At 42.3% G+C, this 15,520-nt stretch carries 14 protein-coding genes; 11 read left to right on the forward strand and 3 right to left on the reverse strand.

Annotated features, from left to right (window positions below):
* Positions 1–143: 143 nt before the first annotated feature.
* The 5 genes from E4K67_RS11715 (at position 144) to E4K67_RS11735 (ending at position 4,390) form a co-directional block, all read left to right on the forward strand.
* Positions 144–1,754: a gamma-glutamyltransferase family protein gene (locus E4K67_RS11715; RefSeq protein ID WP_135546768.1), complete on the forward strand. Its 1,611-nt coding sequence runs from the start codon at positions 144–146 to the stop codon at positions 1,752–1,754.
* A gap of 159 nt (positions 1,755–1,913) precedes the next feature.
* The gene (locus tag E4K67_RS11720; protein ID WP_135546770.1) at positions 1,914–2,582 is read left to right on the forward strand and encodes a GntR family transcriptional regulator; all 669 of its coding nucleotides are present in this window, start codon (positions 1,914–1,916) and stop codon (positions 2,580–2,582) included.
* Between the two features lie 246 nt (positions 2,583–2,828).
* Positions 2,829–3,356, forward strand: coding sequence for a chromate transporter (locus E4K67_RS11725; RefSeq protein ID WP_135546772.1), 528 nt, complete (start codon positions 2,829–2,831; stop codon positions 3,354–3,356).
* 48 nt (positions 3,357–3,404) lie between these two features.
* Complete coding sequence (locus tag E4K67_RS11730; protein ID WP_135546774.1) at positions 3,405–3,950, forward strand: chromate transporter; 546 nt, start codon at positions 3,405–3,407, stop codon at positions 3,948–3,950.
* A gap of 98 nt (positions 3,951–4,048) precedes the next feature.
* Positions 4,049–4,390, forward strand: a complete 342-nt coding sequence (locus E4K67_RS11735) for an HIT family protein (RefSeq protein ID WP_135546776.1) — start codon at positions 4,049–4,051, stop codon at positions 4,388–4,390.
* Positions 4,391–4,392: 2 nt separating this feature from the next.
* Here E4K67_RS11735 and E4K67_RS11740 read toward each other — a convergent pair whose 3' ends face one another.
* Entirely contained in the window at positions 4,393–4,905 is a 513-nt protein-coding gene (locus E4K67_RS11740) for a GNAT family N-acetyltransferase (RefSeq protein WP_135546778.1), read from the reverse strand.
* A 277-nt stretch (positions 4,906–5,182) separates the two neighbouring features.
* Between E4K67_RS11740 and E4K67_RS11745 the strand changes: the two genes are divergently transcribed.
* From E4K67_RS11745 to E4K67_RS11755, 3 genes are all read left to right on the forward strand, one after another.
* Positions 5,183–5,872, forward strand: a complete 690-nt coding sequence (locus tag E4K67_RS11745) for a hypothetical protein (protein WP_135546780.1) — start codon at positions 5,183–5,185, stop codon at positions 5,870–5,872.
* Between the two features lie 152 nt (positions 5,873–6,024).
* Positions 6,025–7,239, forward strand: a complete 1,215-nt coding sequence (locus tag E4K67_RS11750; protein WP_135546782.1) for a sensor histidine kinase — start codon at positions 6,025–6,027, stop codon at positions 7,237–7,239.
* Positions 7,240–7,279: 40 nt separating this feature from the next.
* Positions 7,280–7,966 (forward strand): response regulator transcription factor, encoded by a 687-nt coding sequence (locus tag E4K67_RS11755; protein ID WP_135546783.1) that lies wholly within the window; start codon positions 7,280–7,282, stop codon positions 7,964–7,966.
* A 265-nt stretch (positions 7,967–8,231) separates the two neighbouring features.
* On the opposite strand, the gene pdxR is transcribed toward E4K67_RS11755, so the two are convergent.
* Both pdxR and E4K67_RS11765 read right to left on the reverse strand, forming a co-directional pair.
* Positions 8,232–9,791, reverse strand: coding sequence for a MocR-like pyridoxine biosynthesis transcription factor PdxR (pdxR, locus tag E4K67_RS11760; RefSeq protein WP_135546785.1), 1,560 nt, complete (start codon positions 9,789–9,791; stop codon positions 8,232–8,234).
* Between the two features lie 112 nt (positions 9,792–9,903).
* Positions 9,904–11,079, reverse strand: a complete 1,176-nt coding sequence (locus tag E4K67_RS11765; protein WP_135546787.1) for an aminotransferase-like domain-containing protein — start codon at positions 11,077–11,079, stop codon at positions 9,904–9,906.
* Between the two features lie 332 nt (positions 11,080–11,411).
* Between E4K67_RS11765 and E4K67_RS11770 the strand changes: the two genes are divergently transcribed.
* The 3 genes from E4K67_RS11770 (at position 11,412) to E4K67_RS11780 (ending at position 15,505) form a co-directional block, all read left to right on the forward strand.
* Positions 11,412–12,212: an undecaprenyl-diphosphate phosphatase gene (locus E4K67_RS11770; protein ID WP_135546789.1), complete on the forward strand. Its 801-nt coding sequence runs from the start codon at positions 11,412–11,414 to the stop codon at positions 12,210–12,212.
* Positions 12,213–12,428: 216 nt separating this feature from the next.
* The gene (locus tag E4K67_RS11775) at positions 12,429–13,133 is read left to right on the forward strand and encodes an ABC transporter ATP-binding protein (protein WP_135546791.1); all 705 of its coding nucleotides are present in this window, start codon (positions 12,429–12,431) and stop codon (positions 13,131–13,133) included.
* Complete coding sequence (locus E4K67_RS11780) at positions 13,127–15,505, forward strand: ABC transporter permease (RefSeq protein WP_135546793.1); 2,379 nt, start codon at positions 13,127–13,129, stop codon at positions 15,503–15,505. Before E4K67_RS11775 ends, E4K67_RS11780 begins: the two co-directional genes overlap by 7 nt.
* Positions 15,506–15,520 lie beyond the last annotated feature (15 nt).

Raw genomic sequence — 15,520 nt, forward strand, 5'->3', positions numbered from 1 at the left:
GAAAAAACTAAGGCGACCGCCGGCGTCTGAATGCTTGGCGTTTGCTAAGTTTTCTTTATAATTTTCCACTTTGAGGGCAATACAGGCTTATAATATTTATATAGTAGGTTAGGAAAACCATTCTTGAAGGGAGATTATGCCAAATGATCAACTTTGATACGCTTTATAATCCCTATGTATCGCGCAGAATGACCATGTACGCAAAAAATGGAATGGTCGCCTCTGCTCAGCCTCTTGCAGCTGAAGCGGGGCTGTCTGTTTTGAGAAAAGGCGGAAATGCAATTGATGCAGCTATTGCCACTGCAGTATGCTTGACAGTAGTAGAGCCAACTTCTAATGGAATAGGAGGGGACGCTTTTGCCTTAATCTGGACAAAGGGCCAACTTTTTGGCCTTAACGCCAGCGGCCCAGCACCGCAACTCCTGACCTTGCATGCCTTGCAAAAAGCCGGACATAAGGAAATGCCCAAATACGGATGGTTTCCGGTCACCGTACCCGGGGCACCGGCCGCTTGGGCTGAATTGTCCGCTCGCTTCGGAAGGCTTCCGCTAAGTGAAGTGATGGCACCGGCAATTGCTTATGCAGAAAAAGGTTATCCTCTTTCTCCGACGGTCGGCAGGAGTTGGGAGAGCGCCTTCAACAGATACTCTCTTGAGCTAAAAGACGAGCAATACAAATATTGGTTTAGTACCTTTGCCCCCCAAGGGCGAGCTCCAAAAATCGGTGAACTTTGGCACTCTCCTGATCACGCCCGCACTTTACAAGCTATCGCAGAAACAAAAGCTCGATCTTTCTATAGCGGGGTTATCGCCGATAAGATCGACGAGTTTTCTAAAAAATATGGTGGCTTGCTTAGAAAAGACGATTTAGCGGCATATAAACCTGAATGGGTGACCCCGATAAACATTAATTATCGAGGGTATGATGTTTGGGAGATTCCTCCCAACGGACATGGGCTCGTTGCCCTGATGGCCTTAAATATTTTAAAAGGTTTCGACTTTGATATCAAAGATAGCGCCGAATCATATCATAAGCAGATCGAAGCTCTAAAACTTGCTTTTATGGACGGTAAGAAATTCATTGCCGATCCTACTAAGATGCGACTAAGCGTTGAAGATTTGCTCTCAGACGTCTACGCTAAGCAACGACGGGAAGAAATCGGAGCAAGAGCCCTTCAACCTGAGCCGGGAAATCCGCCTCAAGGGGGAACGGTATATCTGGCAACTGCTGATGGCGAGGGAAATATGGTTTCTTATATTCAAAGTAACTATATGGGTTTTGGCTCCGGCTTAGTAGTCCCTGAAACCGGGATTAGCCTGCATAATCGCGGCCACAACTTTTCCTTGGACCTTAATCATGACAATTGTTTGGAACCAGGTAAACGGCCTTATCATACCATCATCCCTGGTTTCTTAACCAAAGATAACCTTCCGGTAGGTCCCTTTGGCGTGATGGGAGGTTTCATGCAGCCTCAAGGACATCTCCAAGTAGTTACGAATGCCCTTGATTTCAACTTAAACCCTCAAGCAACACTCGATGCGCCCCGTTGGCAATGGATCAATGGAAAAACTATCGAGCTTGAACATTCCTTTCCCGAACATATTGCCCAAGCCCTTGCCCGCAAGGGGCATGACATTCGTTGGGCATTAGATTCTGGCAGTTTTGGACGTGGTCAAATAATCTGGAGGACTTCAGACGGAATTTTAGCCGGAGGAACAGAGCCCAGAGCGGATGGGCATATTGCATTGTGGTGATCTGCTGCAATGGCTTCGCTTTCTAGTTGCGTTGGAGTACTGAAAAGTAGATTCGGTTTTTAGAATATGGTATACCATGTGCCACTTGCCTTTATGCCATTGAAGGAATTATAATTGCGTTAAAGTAGATGTTACAAATTCAAAAGGGGGAGAAGGAAAGTGGCACATCATTTTTCACCCATTAAGTTTGACAATAAGGGCAATATCCGTGAGTCGGTGTTTTCTATTTTGAGAAACGCCATTCTGGACAAAAAATTAGAACCAGGTCAGAGACTTGTGGAGCGTAATATCGCCGAACAACTGGGGATTAGTAGGACTCCAGTTCGCGAAGCAATCCACAAGCTCGAATTAGAAAGGCTGGTCACTCATATCCCACGCAAAGGGGTAGTTGTTACTGGATTTACAAAGGCAGATATCATAGAGATACTAGTCATTAGGACATCATTGGAAGCACTTATTTGCAGTATCGCAGCTTCTAAAATAAGACCCAGGGAATTAGACCGTTTGGAATTGCTAGCTAAGCAGATTTCGGACGAACATGGCAAAGGAAATCTTAAAAAATCTAACCAATTGAACAATAAGTTTCATGAGATAATTTACAAAACTGCGGAAAGCCCGCGATTATATGATTTTCTCAATACATTGCACGAGTATATAACGAAGTTTACTGAAGTGGCTTATTCTAAACCGGGTCGTTCTGAAGAAGTATGGCTAGAACACAATGAGATCATTGCAGCTCTACGAAACCGTGACAGCCTTGGAGCTGAGTCCGCAGCAAAAAGACACACTGAAAATTCGAGCAAAGCATTTTTGGAAATGGCTTTTTAATTTCTAATTCAATACGTTTGGTATACAAAAATAACGAATTTGGTATACCAAACGTATTGAATTCTAGAACCCTAGGTTATATAATCACACTAGGAAAACTCATATAATCCGTCTTCTATACCTTCAAGAAAATACGGAACATGGGAAAAGAATACTTACTGAGTAGATGGCTTTACCAATCTACATGCTTCTAAAAAATGTTAGGCAATTATAAGTGGAGAACACACAGGAAGGAGATGAAACTAGATGCTTACCCAACTCTGGGATCTGTTAATTGCTTTTGCTAGGGCCAGTAACCTCGGCTTCGGTGGTGGACCAGCCGTTGTTCCTCTCATTAAAATTGAAGTAGTGGAGCGGTATCACTGGTTAACTAACACTGAATTCACCGATGCGCTGGCCGTTGGAAATGCTTTGCCGGGCCCAATCGCAACAAAATTAGCGGGTTATATAGGTTATCAACAAGCCGGATGGTTAGGAGCAATAGTAGCAAATATTGGGGTTATTTTACCGACCGTTCTCGCGGTTATTCTATTGGCTAATTTTTTAATGAAGTATTCGAATTCCCCAGCCTTAAAAGGGATGCTTAGGGGAGTGCGGCCGGTCGTTGTTGTCTTAATTGCTCAGACCGCTTTCGATATGGGAGTAGGGTCTTTCCCGAATCTAGCAACTTGGGGTATTGCTTTGGCCACGGTGGTTTCTTTATTCTGGTTGAAGTTGCATCCAGCACTAATTATTGTACTATCTATGGCCTTTGGCTTGCTGGTTTTTCGCTAATTTTAGGACTCATTCCAAACTAACCTAGTGTTAAAGGAGGTGCTCTTCATGCTTAGAAAACTATGGGATCTATTTATAGCCTTCACCCGCGCTTCAAACCTGGGATTTGGTGGAGGGCCTGCCCTAATTCCACTTGTTAAAGCAGAAGCGGTGGTTCGATATCAGTGGCTGGATAACCAAGAGTTTGCTGATTCTCTAGCCATCTGCAATGCTTTACCTGGACCTATCGCCACTAAAATGGCTGCCTATATAGGGTATAAAGTAGCAGGGTGGCTGGGAGCATTCGTAGCTATCATTGGAACAGTCGCGCCCACGGTAATCGTTGTTGTATTATTAGGTAGTTTAATTATGAAGTACTCTAACTCTCCAGAACTCAAAGCTATGCTCCAGGCTGTTCGCCCCGTGGTGGTTGTTCTTGTAGCGGAAACAGCGTATGACATGGGTAAGAAATCTTTCCCTACCGGTAGTTCATGGGGAATCGCAGTGGTCACAGTAGCGTTGCTTTACCTAGCCAATATTCATCCGGCCTTTATTATTGTGGCATCCATGCTGTTTGGTTGGATTGTATACGGACGTGCGAAGAAAGAAGCCTAATGAACTCGTTCAACTAAAGAGTTGAAATGGAGTATGGGTATGACTCTTACTTGTCGAAGTCGGTGTCTTACGTCGAGCAAATTTGAGGAGGAAAGAAGATGAACGATTGTGTATTTTGCACACTACTGGGAACGGAAATTATTGTAGAGGACGAACTAGCTCGGGCCTTTTTTGACAAGTACCCTGTCAGTAAAGGACATGTCCTTATTGTTCCGAAACGCCACGCAGCAAGTTTTTTTGAGGCGACCCAGGAAGAGATTGCCAGCGTTGGAGTACTTCTTAAGAAAGTAAAAGAGCAGCTAGATGAGCGGTTTCACCCTGATGGATATAACATAGGCGTTAATGTCGGGGAGGTTGCAGGTCAATCGATTTTTCACTGGCATGTTCACGTTATTCCACGTTATCGTGGTGATGTCGGATCAGTGCGGTGGCATGCATGAATTTAGCCATCAATTGGATTTTCAGGGCCTAAGAGATTTTTTTGATAAAACACCAAATCAAGCCATTTACCAAACTTATAACCAGCCCTTTGTATAGTGCCTGAGTATTCGAAACCGAATTTTTGATGCATTTTGAGACTGCTATTATTAGATGAATCAATGCCAGCAACTAAGGTTGCAAAGTTTCTTTCACCTGCAAGGTTAATGATCTCTTTTAAGAGAGCACTACCCACCCCATGATTCCAATAACCACTATGCACATAAACTGAATGCTCAATCGTATATTTATAGGCAGGCCAAGCTCTAAAAGGGCCAAAAGTTGCAAATCCAAGAACACTGTTATTCTCTTCAAAAACAAGGATTGGAAATTGGTCTTCATTTTTCTTATCAAACCATAGCTTTCGGTCCTCTAGTGTCTGGGCATTATAGGTGTAGACTGATGTAGTATTTAATATTGCATCGTTATAAATCTCTAAAATCACAGGTAAATCATTTTCTACTGCTAGTCTAATCATTACGCTTCAACTCCTTAGAGGGATATCACTACTACTAAATCTAAAATAAAAAGCAGTCGGCAGAGTCGTCTGCTTTTTGTTTTGGATTTAATCACCACACCTTGATGAAAGCAATTCCCTATGCTGTCATAATACACTTAAATTATATTGATTGAAATGACTAAAGAGAAAAATTTTTCGATTATCTTTATAGAATTTTTATAATCTCTTTAAAACGAGTTTAAAATCTCCCTTTATAATGAATTTGTGAGCAGAAATAATAGGGAGGTTGTTAAATATGAGTAAACTTAAAATTATGTATGATGTGATTAACACGATGAAAGAAAAGGAGGTAGTAAGCGGTACTTTTAAAGCGTTAGGTATGAAGGATCAAGTTGAAATAGGACACTTTGTTAATGAATTTGAAAAAAATCTAACAAGCGGGGAGACAAAAGTCAAAATTAATGCAGAATTCGAATGCCAGGGTAAAAAACTAAAGCATGACAGTCAATCTGAGTTCACGATGAAGAGTTGTTCTAGTCATAATCATCATGGATTTTTGAAACACATGAATCATCATAACCCTCACGAGCACCTTGGCGGTCAAACACAGAGTGATAATAATTGTTGTGGGATTAAAGGCAAATTAACGAAGTTAGGGTTTATGCTTAATGTACTCAATCAAATCAAGGTTGATGAGAAAGAAGATAAGTCTGTCATCTTATCCCTGAATTTAACTGAAATGCCTGAAGAGCTAGCAAAGCTTTTCCAAGGGAAAATGAGTGAGAAAGCAATGCCGGAAAATCATCCGCATCACGCCTTTATGAAGGAGTTTTGTACTCTGTCCGACCATAAAGTTGGGTTGAGTCTCTGGATCAATAAAGATCGGGAAGTAGAGAAAATCGTGGTGACTGTTGACGGAAATCAAATCGATGCCCTAAAGGAGAGTCATGTTATCAGTCTCAAAGCAGAATTGATCCTTAATTGAACCAGTTCACTTTGGCATAGCATGGGAAACCAAGTGGACTCAGGATTCTCTTAATATAGAACGGGGGCGCAGAACAATTGAATTGTTTTGCGTCCTTGTATTCGATATAATACACAGGAGTAATTAAAGGAAGAATTTAATGGGTGAGCTGTATGTTTAAGCGGATTAGAGAACATCTAGCAAGAGGATTAAAAGCAAAGCATGTTCGCCATCAGAAGCATAAGGGATTACAAGAATGCCATCATGAATGTGAGCAACAACAGGAGTTATTCTGTCATCACCAGGAATTCGTGAGAAAGCACCGTGAATTCACTCAGTATCATAAGTCCCTTCGTTTTCTGCGTCCGGTTAGTATTGTATTTAATTTAATCATTATATACTTACTATTTAGATGGGTAGGTATCAAATCAATCAGCATGTTCTTCGCAGTATTTTTAATTATTAAAGAAGTCTTGCAATTTTCGTTTCTTTGGCGCTTAGAAAAACGAGTTTTCGCGCCAATTGATAAACTCAAAGTTGGTGTGGAAGAGATTTCTAGAGGTAATTATAATGTAAAAGTTGAGAGAGATATCGTCGCTGACTTAGGTTTTATTGGGTTGTTGGTCGATTCGTTTAATGAAATGGCTCAAAAATTACAGGCGAGTGAGATATTAAAGTCTGAGTATGAAGAAAATCGTAAGACCCTTATTGCCAATATTTCTCATGATCTTAAGACACCCATCTCATCTGTGCAAGGGTATATTGAAGCAATCCAAGACGGAGTTGTCATATCACCCGAGAAAATTGCTAAGTACCTCAAAACGATTTACCAGAATACAGTTTATATGGATAAACTAATTGATGATCTTTTCTTATTTTCTAAATTAGATTTGCAAAAACTTGATTTTCGCTTTGAACGTGTTCTAATAGGTGCTTTTATGCATGATTTAATGGAAGAATTCCAATTTGAGCTTGAAGAAAAACAATTGAATTTTCACTATGTCAATAAAATGGAGAGCGACTGTCTTGTTTCTATCGATCGGAAAAGAATCCATCAGGCTTTCAGAAATGTGATTGGAAATGCTGTAAAATATGGAGCAGATAAGGATTTGACCATAAGGATTGAAATGAAAAGACACCTTGATAGCTTTATTGTCATTAACATAGCAGACAATGGCCCCGGAATCTCTGCGGAAAAACTTCCTCATATCTTCAATAGATTTTATAGAATTGATAACGAGCGAACAAAGGACCTGATGAGTACTGGACTTGGGCTAGCCATTGCCAAGGAACTCGTGCAAGCTCATGGGGGGTCAATTACGGTAGTAAGTATTGAAAAGGAATCCACATGTTTTACAATACTGCTACCAGTCATAGAAGAAGCGTAATCAGATACACTGCTAGGGATGATTAGAGAAGAGGGTATAAATGAAACGAATTCTAATTATCGAAGATGATCTAAACATTGCTGAATTAGAACGAGACTATTTGCAATTAAATGGGTATGAAGTAGATATAGTCCAAGATGGGATAAAGGGTCTAGAAAAGGCTCTAACGGGCCTCTACAATGTTATTATTGTAGATTTAATGTTGCCTGGTAAGGACGGATATCAAATTACAAAGGAAATTCGAGATAAATTCGAGATTCCGGTGCTCATTGTATCCGCCAAAAATGAAGATATTGATAAAATTAGAGGATTAGGTTTTGGCGCCGATGATTACCTAACGAAACCCTTCAGTCCTGCGGAGTTAGTAGCTAGAGTCAAATCTCATATTGTAAGATATGAACGGCTTAAAGGTAAAATAGTTGCGTGTGAAGTAATAAATCATAAGGGCCTTGAAATAAATACATCCGCCCATAAAGTCTTTGTTAACGGAAAAGAAGTCCAGTTGACGACAACAGAATATAGCCTGCTCGTGTTTTTTGCTACAAATCCAAACATTGTATTTAGCAAAGAACATATCTTCGAAACAATATGGGGGGATGAATCCCTCGGAGATAGTGCAACTGTATCAGTGCATGTCCAGAAGATCAGAAAAAAGATTGAAAGAGACTCATCCAATCCAGAATATATCGAAACCCTTTGGGGCGCGGGATATAGGTTTAATTCATAACCTTGGTGTCTACAGTTAACGCAACCATTCGAGCAAGAAATGCAAAAATTCAAGCCTAAATTTAATAGAACGATGCATGCATTTAATAAAACCTTCCTAGGTAATTTCTGGTGTGATTTATACAATTGTAGGGTTAATAACCCTTGTGGAATAAGAAAAGAGGCTAACGTGAATTAGCCTCTTTTCTGGGTGTAAATTTAAGTGAACTTTGAGTTTGAACCTCTTAACGGAACCCGTTAGAATTGTAATTGAGGTAGCTTCTTATTCACACTAGAGGATTATTAAAGAGAGGTCGATTCGTCTTATCCTTAGGGCGAGGCTGAATTAAGATCTCAGTTATAGCTTCGCAGAGCCGTCGAATTCCTTCTAGAATCGTTGCTTCTGGGTGACGACTGAAACAAAGTCTAATTCGGTCTGTGCCACCAGGGTTAATGAAAAAGGCATTTCCAGGGACGAAGGTAATTTTCTTCTCGGCCGCCTTGGTAAGGAGTGTCGCAGCTTTCATTCCGGGGGGCAGTTCGCACCATAAGTAATAACCACCCTCAGGCACAGACCAGGTTAGTCCTGACGGTGCAAGCTTCGTTAAAGCTGAAACCATGGTATCGCGTTGAATCCTATAATGATTTCTGACCTTTATAAGGTGTTGGTCCAATAGTCCCTGCTGGCAGAATTCAGTCATCATCCACTGAGTAGTGGTGCTGGTATGAAGATCGACATGCTGTTTGGCAAGGGTCAAATGCTCCAATACCGAAGGAGGTGCTACACACCAACCTAGGCGGAGACCAGGAAACAGTATTTTAGAAAATGTTCCCAAATAGATAACGTGTTCGTGTTCATCCAAGGATTTAAGGGAAGGGGATAGTTTACCTTCATAATAGAGTTCACTATAGGGGTCATCTTCCACAATCGGTATATGATATTGATACGCCAATCTGAGGAGCTCTTGGCGTCGGGACAGACTCATCTTATGGCCAGATGGATTTTGAAAGGTCGGGAGTGTGTAAATGAATTTGGGGCGATGCCGTGCGAGAATCTGTTCTAATAAATCGGTTCTTAAGCCTTCTTGATCCATAGGTACAGTTAGAATTCGGGCACCTGCTGCTTTGAAAACCCCAATAGCTCCTAAGAAGGACGGTTCTTCCATCACGATGTAGTCCCCCGGTTCTAAGAAGACTTTGGCAAGCAAATCTAGCCCTTGTTGAGAACCTGATAAAATCATAACTCGTTCTGCTTGGGTATGGATGCCGCGCTGAGCCAGCCAAGTTGCTATGTATTCCCGTAGAGGGTAATGCCCCATTGTGGGCCCATATTCAAAGGCCTGCCAGTTACCTGAACTTATGACTTGCTGACCTATCTGACTAAATTCCTCTAGTGGAAAGTACTCACCAGCCGGTGATCCCAAGGCAAAGGATATCTGATCTTCCTCACCAATTTCAGTCAGAATGGAAGCTAAGACAGGATTGTACATGCGCTCTGACTGCCTGGAATAAAAGTTCTGCCAAGACATAGGTTGAACCGGTGTAGGTAGTAATCCGTAATTGTCTTCGATGCCTGATAGATGGTCAAAAAAGCGATCTGTGGAGGACAGGGAAGAACTCACTATCGTTCCTTTGCCCACATGTGACTGAATTAAGCCATCCGCTTCCAATTCGTGGTAAGCATTGACTATTGTAGTGCGGTTTACCCCTAAAGTGCTGGCAAACTTTCTCTCAGGGGGAAGGCGAAAACCAGGAGAGAGTTCATTTGCCAGGATAAGTTGCCGGATTTGGTTCCTAATTTGCAAGTATAGTGGTGTCTTAAGGGAACGGTCTAAATGCAGTTCCATGGTCATAACCCCTTTGATCTTATGTTGGATGTGTTCATTTGGGATAATTAATATTTTGATCGTATTTCGAACCCGAACTCCGAACCCGAACCACGTCCTTCAAAGTGCGTTGCTAGTTAACCTTCATAATAGCTGCAAGGCGATTTATTCCTTGTTTTATCTGTTCTGGTGTGGGATTGGAAAAATTTAATCTCATGCTGCTATTACTCTCGCCGTTCGCAAAAAAATGAATACCAGGCACATAGGCTACTTTGGCTGCTGCTGCCCGTGGCAGGAGTTGATCAGTATCATAGCCTTCGGGTAGGGTCAGCCATATAAACATGCCTCCGGTTGGTTCTGTCCACCTAGCTTGGGTGGGAAAGGCAAACTTGAGTTCCTGTAGCATTAGATCTCGTCGTAGTTTATAGGTTTGTCGAATCTTCTCGACGTGTTCGGCCGCGCTAAAATGGGTCAAGTAGTAGTGAGTAGCCCGCTGTAAGAGGGTACTGGTGTGCAAATCAGTTCCTTGTTTGGCCACAGTCAGTTTAGCTATTATTTTTTGGTCAGCGACGATCCAACCTAACCTTAGCCCAGGGGCGAGGGTCTTAGAAAAGGTGCCAAGGTAAATCACTTCATCTTCGGCAGCCAAAGACTTGATTGACGGTAATATTGGACCCTCATAGCGTAGTTCACCGTAGGGGTCATCTTCTATCAATGGGATTCCGTACTGGCTAGCTAGGCGTGCAACTGCTTGCCGTTCTTCAAGCGTGAAAGTGGTGCCAGTCGGATTCTGATAGGTGGGAGCAAGGTAGATGAGCTTGGGACCGTGCTGCTTAATAGATGATTCGAGGTCCGGGAGGTTGATTCCTCCTTCATTTGTAAGGAATGACTTAAAATTGGCCTGGTAACTACGAAAGGTTTGGATGGCTCCGAGATAACTGGGATTTTGTAAAAGTACAACATCCCCTGGATTCAGGAATAGTTTGGCAATTAGGTCTAGTCCTTGCTGTGACCCATTTGTGAGGAAAATGTTATCGGCTTCAGCCTTAATTCCTTTGGCACGCATTTGAGCCGCTATCTCCTCGCGCAGGGGTAAATAACCCTCGGTAGTACCGTATTGTAGGACAGAAGGGTCTCCAGCCCCTAAAACACGATCATACGATTCCCGGATATCAGTAAGTGGAAACAATTCTGGAGCTGGAAGGCCGCCTGCAAAAGAAATTACATTTGGTTGTTCGGTCACCTTCAAGATCTCCCGAATAGCAGAATTCTCCATGTGGTTAACACGATCTGCATAGACATGCATCATATTTTACTCCCCCTCACGTGGTTTTAGCTTATTATATGGGGGAGATTACCAGCGTGCAACATCCAATTGGATGATTATATAAGACATCCAATTTGTGCGTTTCAATTGTTTACCCTGAATTTTGCTGAGTCTTCCATGGCTCGTGATTCTTGAGAAAACGTCTCTTTCATGGTATATTATCAGTTAGTCAAGAAGAAATACTGGCATTAATTTAAGTATTAATACGTATCATTAGAAAGTATTGGCTAAGTGATAACCAGTGCCTTTTTCCTGTGAAAGGAGGAAAGCCAAGCCTTTGGACCAGTCACAATTTGTAGAAACGAGATGATAATTTGAACGACTTTCTAAGTGCCTTAATTCTAGGAATTGTAGAAGGGATAACCGAATTTCTCCCCATCTCCTCGACTGGGCACCTTATTATTGTGAACCAGTTTGTTGGGTTCAGTGAACAATTCGCGAATATGTTTAACGTGGTAATCCAACTTGGGGCCATTCTTTCGGTAGTAGTTTACTTTAGAAAACGACTTATTCCATCAGGTCGTAACAAACCATTAGAAAATCAGAGGATTTTTGACCTCTGGAAAAAGACTATTGCGGGAGTGATTCCTGCGCTGGCAATCGGGTTCCTCCTAGGCGATTACATAGAAGAACGTTTATTTAACACGACAGTTGTTGCACTGGCCCTAATAGTTGGTGGGCTAATTCTACTGTATATCGAGAATAGGAAACCATTAAATAGAATAACCTCAGTTGAATATCTGACTTATAAAACGGCGATATTAATAGGCTTTATTCAGTGTTTGGCAATGATTCCTGGTACGTCACGCTCAGCGGCAACCATTATCGGAGCAATGCTACTAGGAGCTTCTAGGATTGTAGCGGCGGAATTCTCTTTCTTTTTGGCAATTCCTACGATGGCAGCTGCCTCTGGTTACACATTATTAAAGAGTGGGATGTTATTGTCGACACATGAGTTCCTTGTTGTAGCTTGTGGGTTCATCGTATCCTTTGCTGTAGCTTGGCTTGTCATTGCTGGGTTAATGAATTACATCAGTAAAAGGAATTTTAAACCGTTTGGCTATTACAGAATTGTGCTTGGAATTATTGTCCTTGCGTATTTTTTCTTAATATAGTCTTAGCTCTACTTTAGTTGGAAAGTGAGATACGCAAAAAAAGTGCACCTTTAATGAAAGACTAAAAGGTGCACTTTTTTGCGTATCTGAATGTAGGATTTAAAGAATAGGGGCAAGATGCATCGGGCCCTTCAAATTTGTAATTTGGGCCATTGACCAAGTGGTCAGAGAGAGGTATAATTCTGATATATTCAGCAAGATGGATGGAGGATCAGGATGGACGTTCTTATGGAAGGCACAAATATCCGCAAACGTTACCGTACTGGCGAAGTAGAAGTCGAAGTTTTAAAGGGAATCGACTTCCAGATCTTCCAAGGGGAATTCATTGTTATTTTGGGCCAAAGTGGTTCTGGCAAAACAACGTTACTCAATATTATTGGAGGCATGACCCAGGCTTCCAGCGGTGAGCTTAATTACAAGGGACAACCCATTCATTCAATTGATGATCAACAACTGACACTTTATCGAAGGAACGAGGTCGGGTTTGTTTTTCAGAACTACAACTTAATGCCAAATCTCACAACCTATGAAAACGTTAAACTAGCTGTAGAAATTGCTCAGAATCCACTCTCTGTTTCAGACGTTCTTAGAGAAGTTGGAATTGAGGAATGGTCAGATCATTTTCCATCCCAACTCTCTGGGGGACAGCAGCAGCGGGTGGCTATCGCCCGGGCAATTGTTAAAAATCCTGAATTGCTGCTGTGTGATGAACCAACTGGGGCCTTGGATATTCAAACCGGTGTTCAGGTTTTAAAAGCGTTACAGAAGTTGAACCGCGTCTACCATAAAACCGTAATGATTATCACCCATAATGCCGAAATCGCCAAAATGGCCAATAGGGTTTTTTATTTGAAAGACGGTCTGCTTGATTGTGTCAAAGTCAACGAGAATCCACTGGATCCTGAGGACATCTCATGGTAATGCTGAGAAGAAAAACCTTGAGAGATCTCTTGGAGAATAAGGGGGTTTACTTCGCTTGTGTCGTGGTCATCGCCATCGGCTTGATGATCTATACCACAATGTCCATGGTGTTCGAAAGCATGACGAAGGCTCAGGAGGCTTTTTATAGTGAAACACACTTTGCAGACGGATTTATTAGTGTTACAGGCTATCCAGAAGCCAAAGTAAACTCTCTCACGTATCTCTATGGAATTGATCAAGCTGAAGGGCGGATCGTCAAAGATGTTCGCCTCATTGACCAGCAAAAAGACTCTAATCGCTATTTAAGAATGGTCTCCGTCAATCTTACCAACCCCCCAAAACTCAATCAACTTCAACTCATAACCGGGCAACTTCCTAAAGATAACCAGCCTGAAATTCTAGTTGACCCCCAGTTTTTAGCAGCCAATCATTTATCGTTAGGGGATCCTCTCAACGTCATTATCGAAGGACAACAAAGTACTTTCTATATCACAGGAACCGCTCAGAGCCCGGAATTTGTCTATATCATGCGGAACGCTCAAGACCTATATCCATCGCCTGTCGATTTTGGTATTGCCTATGTGCCTTTAAGTTCTCTTAAAGTGATGGTTAAGGAACAGGGACAGGTTAATGATCTGGTCTTCACTTTGAAAAAGGGAGTAAGTTTTGATTCGGTGAAAGAAAATCTGCAAGTTGAGCTGAAATCCAGTGGTCTACAAAGCATGGTGGCGCGTAAAGATCAAACGAGCAATGCCGTGTTGACTGCTAAAATAGCTGGTATGAAAAGTATGGCAACGGCTCTTCCTGTGGTGTTTTTAGGAGTTGCCGCGTTCATCTTGTATTCTATGTTGCAGCGACTCATCGAACAACAACGGGCTGCCATTGGGACCCTGAAGGCGTTTGGCTTTACCAATCGTGAAATTGTCTTACATTATCTAACCTATCCCTTGATTATTGGTACGGTTGGAGGCTTACTGGGGAGTTTATCAGGAATCGCCCTTTCGTTTCCTCTAACGACCTTGTACAAGCAATTCTTTGCGCTGCCCGGACTTAAAAGCCAATTTTCGTATAAATACCTACTGATTAGCCTTGCACTGTCGCTCTTTGTCAGCCTACTCAGCGGTCTCAAGGGGAGTCTCGATATTTTACGTTTGGATCCAGCCGAAGCTATGCGACCTCCAGCACCAATCACCGCAAACAAGACTCGAATTGAAAGAATTACCTGGTTCTGGCGAAACCTTTCTTCCCAAGCTCAGATGGGTATCCGTGACGTATTTCGTACTCCGACTAGAAGCTTTTTTAACGTCCTAGGGATGGCTGTTGTTTTTAGTTTAATGACAGTATCTTGGTCTTTACACAACATGATCAATTTGCTAACGGTTGTACAATTGGAACAAGTTCAAACCTTCGACGTGAAGCTACAACTGGCTCGCCCCTCTCCGACGGGTTCAACTCAACTTGCCCTAACCCGTGAAGCAGGAGTTTCTAAAGTAGAGCCCGTTCTGGAAGTGCCAGCCAGCTTGAGAAATGGTTGGTTATCGAAGGAAGTTGCTTTGATGGGCCTTGGCAAAGATTCTATACTGTATAAAATCCTTGATAAAAACGGCCAACGCGTGGAGGTTCCGGACCAAGGGATTTTGCTTTCCGAACGTTTGGCCAAGTCCTTAAATGTAAAGGTGGGAGATGTTATATATGTGGAAAGCCCTTTTCGGAGAGAAACCCTCGGTGAAAAGGGAGAGAGCTTACTTGTCAAAGGTGTGGTTCCTCAATATATCGGACTTAATGCCTTTATGGAGGAAAAAGAACTACAGCGTTTTCTCAGGCAAGGAGAAATCAGCACGTCAATGCTCGTTAAAATGGATCAGTCGGAAATAGGAACCATGAAAAGCAAGTACCGCAATGCTAGTAATGTCACGACGATGGAAGACCTAAAAGATTCGGGGGACAAGATTCGGAAAATGATGGATTCTTATGGTTTTACGACTTGGCTACTCGCGTTTCTCGGTGGAATTACGGGCTTTGCTTTGATCTATAATTCCAGTATTATTTCTCTCTCTGAACGAAAGCGGGAATTGGCTTCCCTGCGTGTGCTTGGCATGACACCCAGTGAAGTATTAAAGGTGATTACTTCAGAACAATGGACGTTGTTTGCTTTTGGAATCCTACTGGGTATTCCCTTGGCCTATGGCTTAGAGATGAGTATGGCTCAGGCCATGAGCACGGATCTGTACTCACTTCCGGCAGTACTCCCGCCCGTGGCCTTACTGGGTGCAGCTGTGGGAACCGCTTTTTCAGTTTTAGTGGCCCAAAGCAGGGCTTATTCCTTGATAAAGTCACTTCCGTATGTTGAGATTCTCGCGACTAGAGACTAAAGTTCGAGATAGGAG

The sequence above is a fragment of the Desulfosporosinus fructosivorans genome (genome assembly GCF_004766045.1).
GTDB lineage: Bacteria > Bacillota > Desulfitobacteriia > Desulfitobacteriales > Desulfitobacteriaceae > Desulfosporosinus > Desulfosporosinus fructosivorans.

What these genes read in the sequence shown, in the direction of transcription:
- E4K67_RS11750 (WP_135546782.1), top strand. Translation starts at nt 6,025, where the DNA reads ATGTTTAAGCGGATTAGAGAACATCTAGCAAGAGGATTAAAAGCAAAG.
- E4K67_RS11715 (WP_135546768.1), top strand. Translation starts at nt 144, where the DNA reads ATGATCAACTTTGATACGCTTTATAATCCCTATGTATCGCGCAGAATG.
- E4K67_RS11730 (WP_135546774.1), top strand. Translation starts at nt 3,405, where the DNA reads ATGCTTAGAAAACTATGGGATCTATTTATAGCCTTCACCCGCGCTTCA.
- pdxR (WP_135546785.1), bottom strand. Translation starts at nt 9,791, where the DNA reads ATGGAACTGCATTTAGACCGTTCCCTTAAGACACCACTATACTTGCAA.
- E4K67_RS11775 (WP_135546791.1), top strand. Translation starts at nt 12,429, where the DNA reads ATGGACGTTCTTATGGAAGGCACAAATATCCGCAAACGTTACCGTACT.
- E4K67_RS11780 (WP_135546793.1), top strand. Translation starts at nt 13,127, where the DNA reads ATGGTAATGCTGAGAAGAAAAACCTTGAGAGATCTCTTGGAGAATAAG.
- E4K67_RS11765 (WP_135546787.1), bottom strand. Translation starts at nt 11,079, where the DNA reads ATGATGCATGTCTATGCAGATCGTGTTAACCACATGGAGAATTCTGCT.
- E4K67_RS11755 (WP_135546783.1), top strand. Translation starts at nt 7,280, where the DNA reads ATGAAACGAATTCTAATTATCGAAGATGATCTAAACATTGCTGAATTA.
- E4K67_RS11740 (WP_135546778.1), bottom strand. Translation starts at nt 4,905, where the DNA reads ATGATTAGACTAGCAGTAGAAAATGATTTACCTGTGATTTTAGAGATT.
- E4K67_RS11725 (WP_135546772.1), top strand. Translation starts at nt 2,829, where the DNA reads ATGCTTACCCAACTCTGGGATCTGTTAATTGCTTTTGCTAGGGCCAGT.
- E4K67_RS11745 (WP_135546780.1), top strand. Translation starts at nt 5,183, where the DNA reads ATGAGTAAACTTAAAATTATGTATGATGTGATTAACACGATGAAAGAA.
- E4K67_RS11735 (WP_135546776.1), top strand. Translation starts at nt 4,049, where the DNA reads ATGAACGATTGTGTATTTTGCACACTACTGGGAACGGAAATTATTGTA.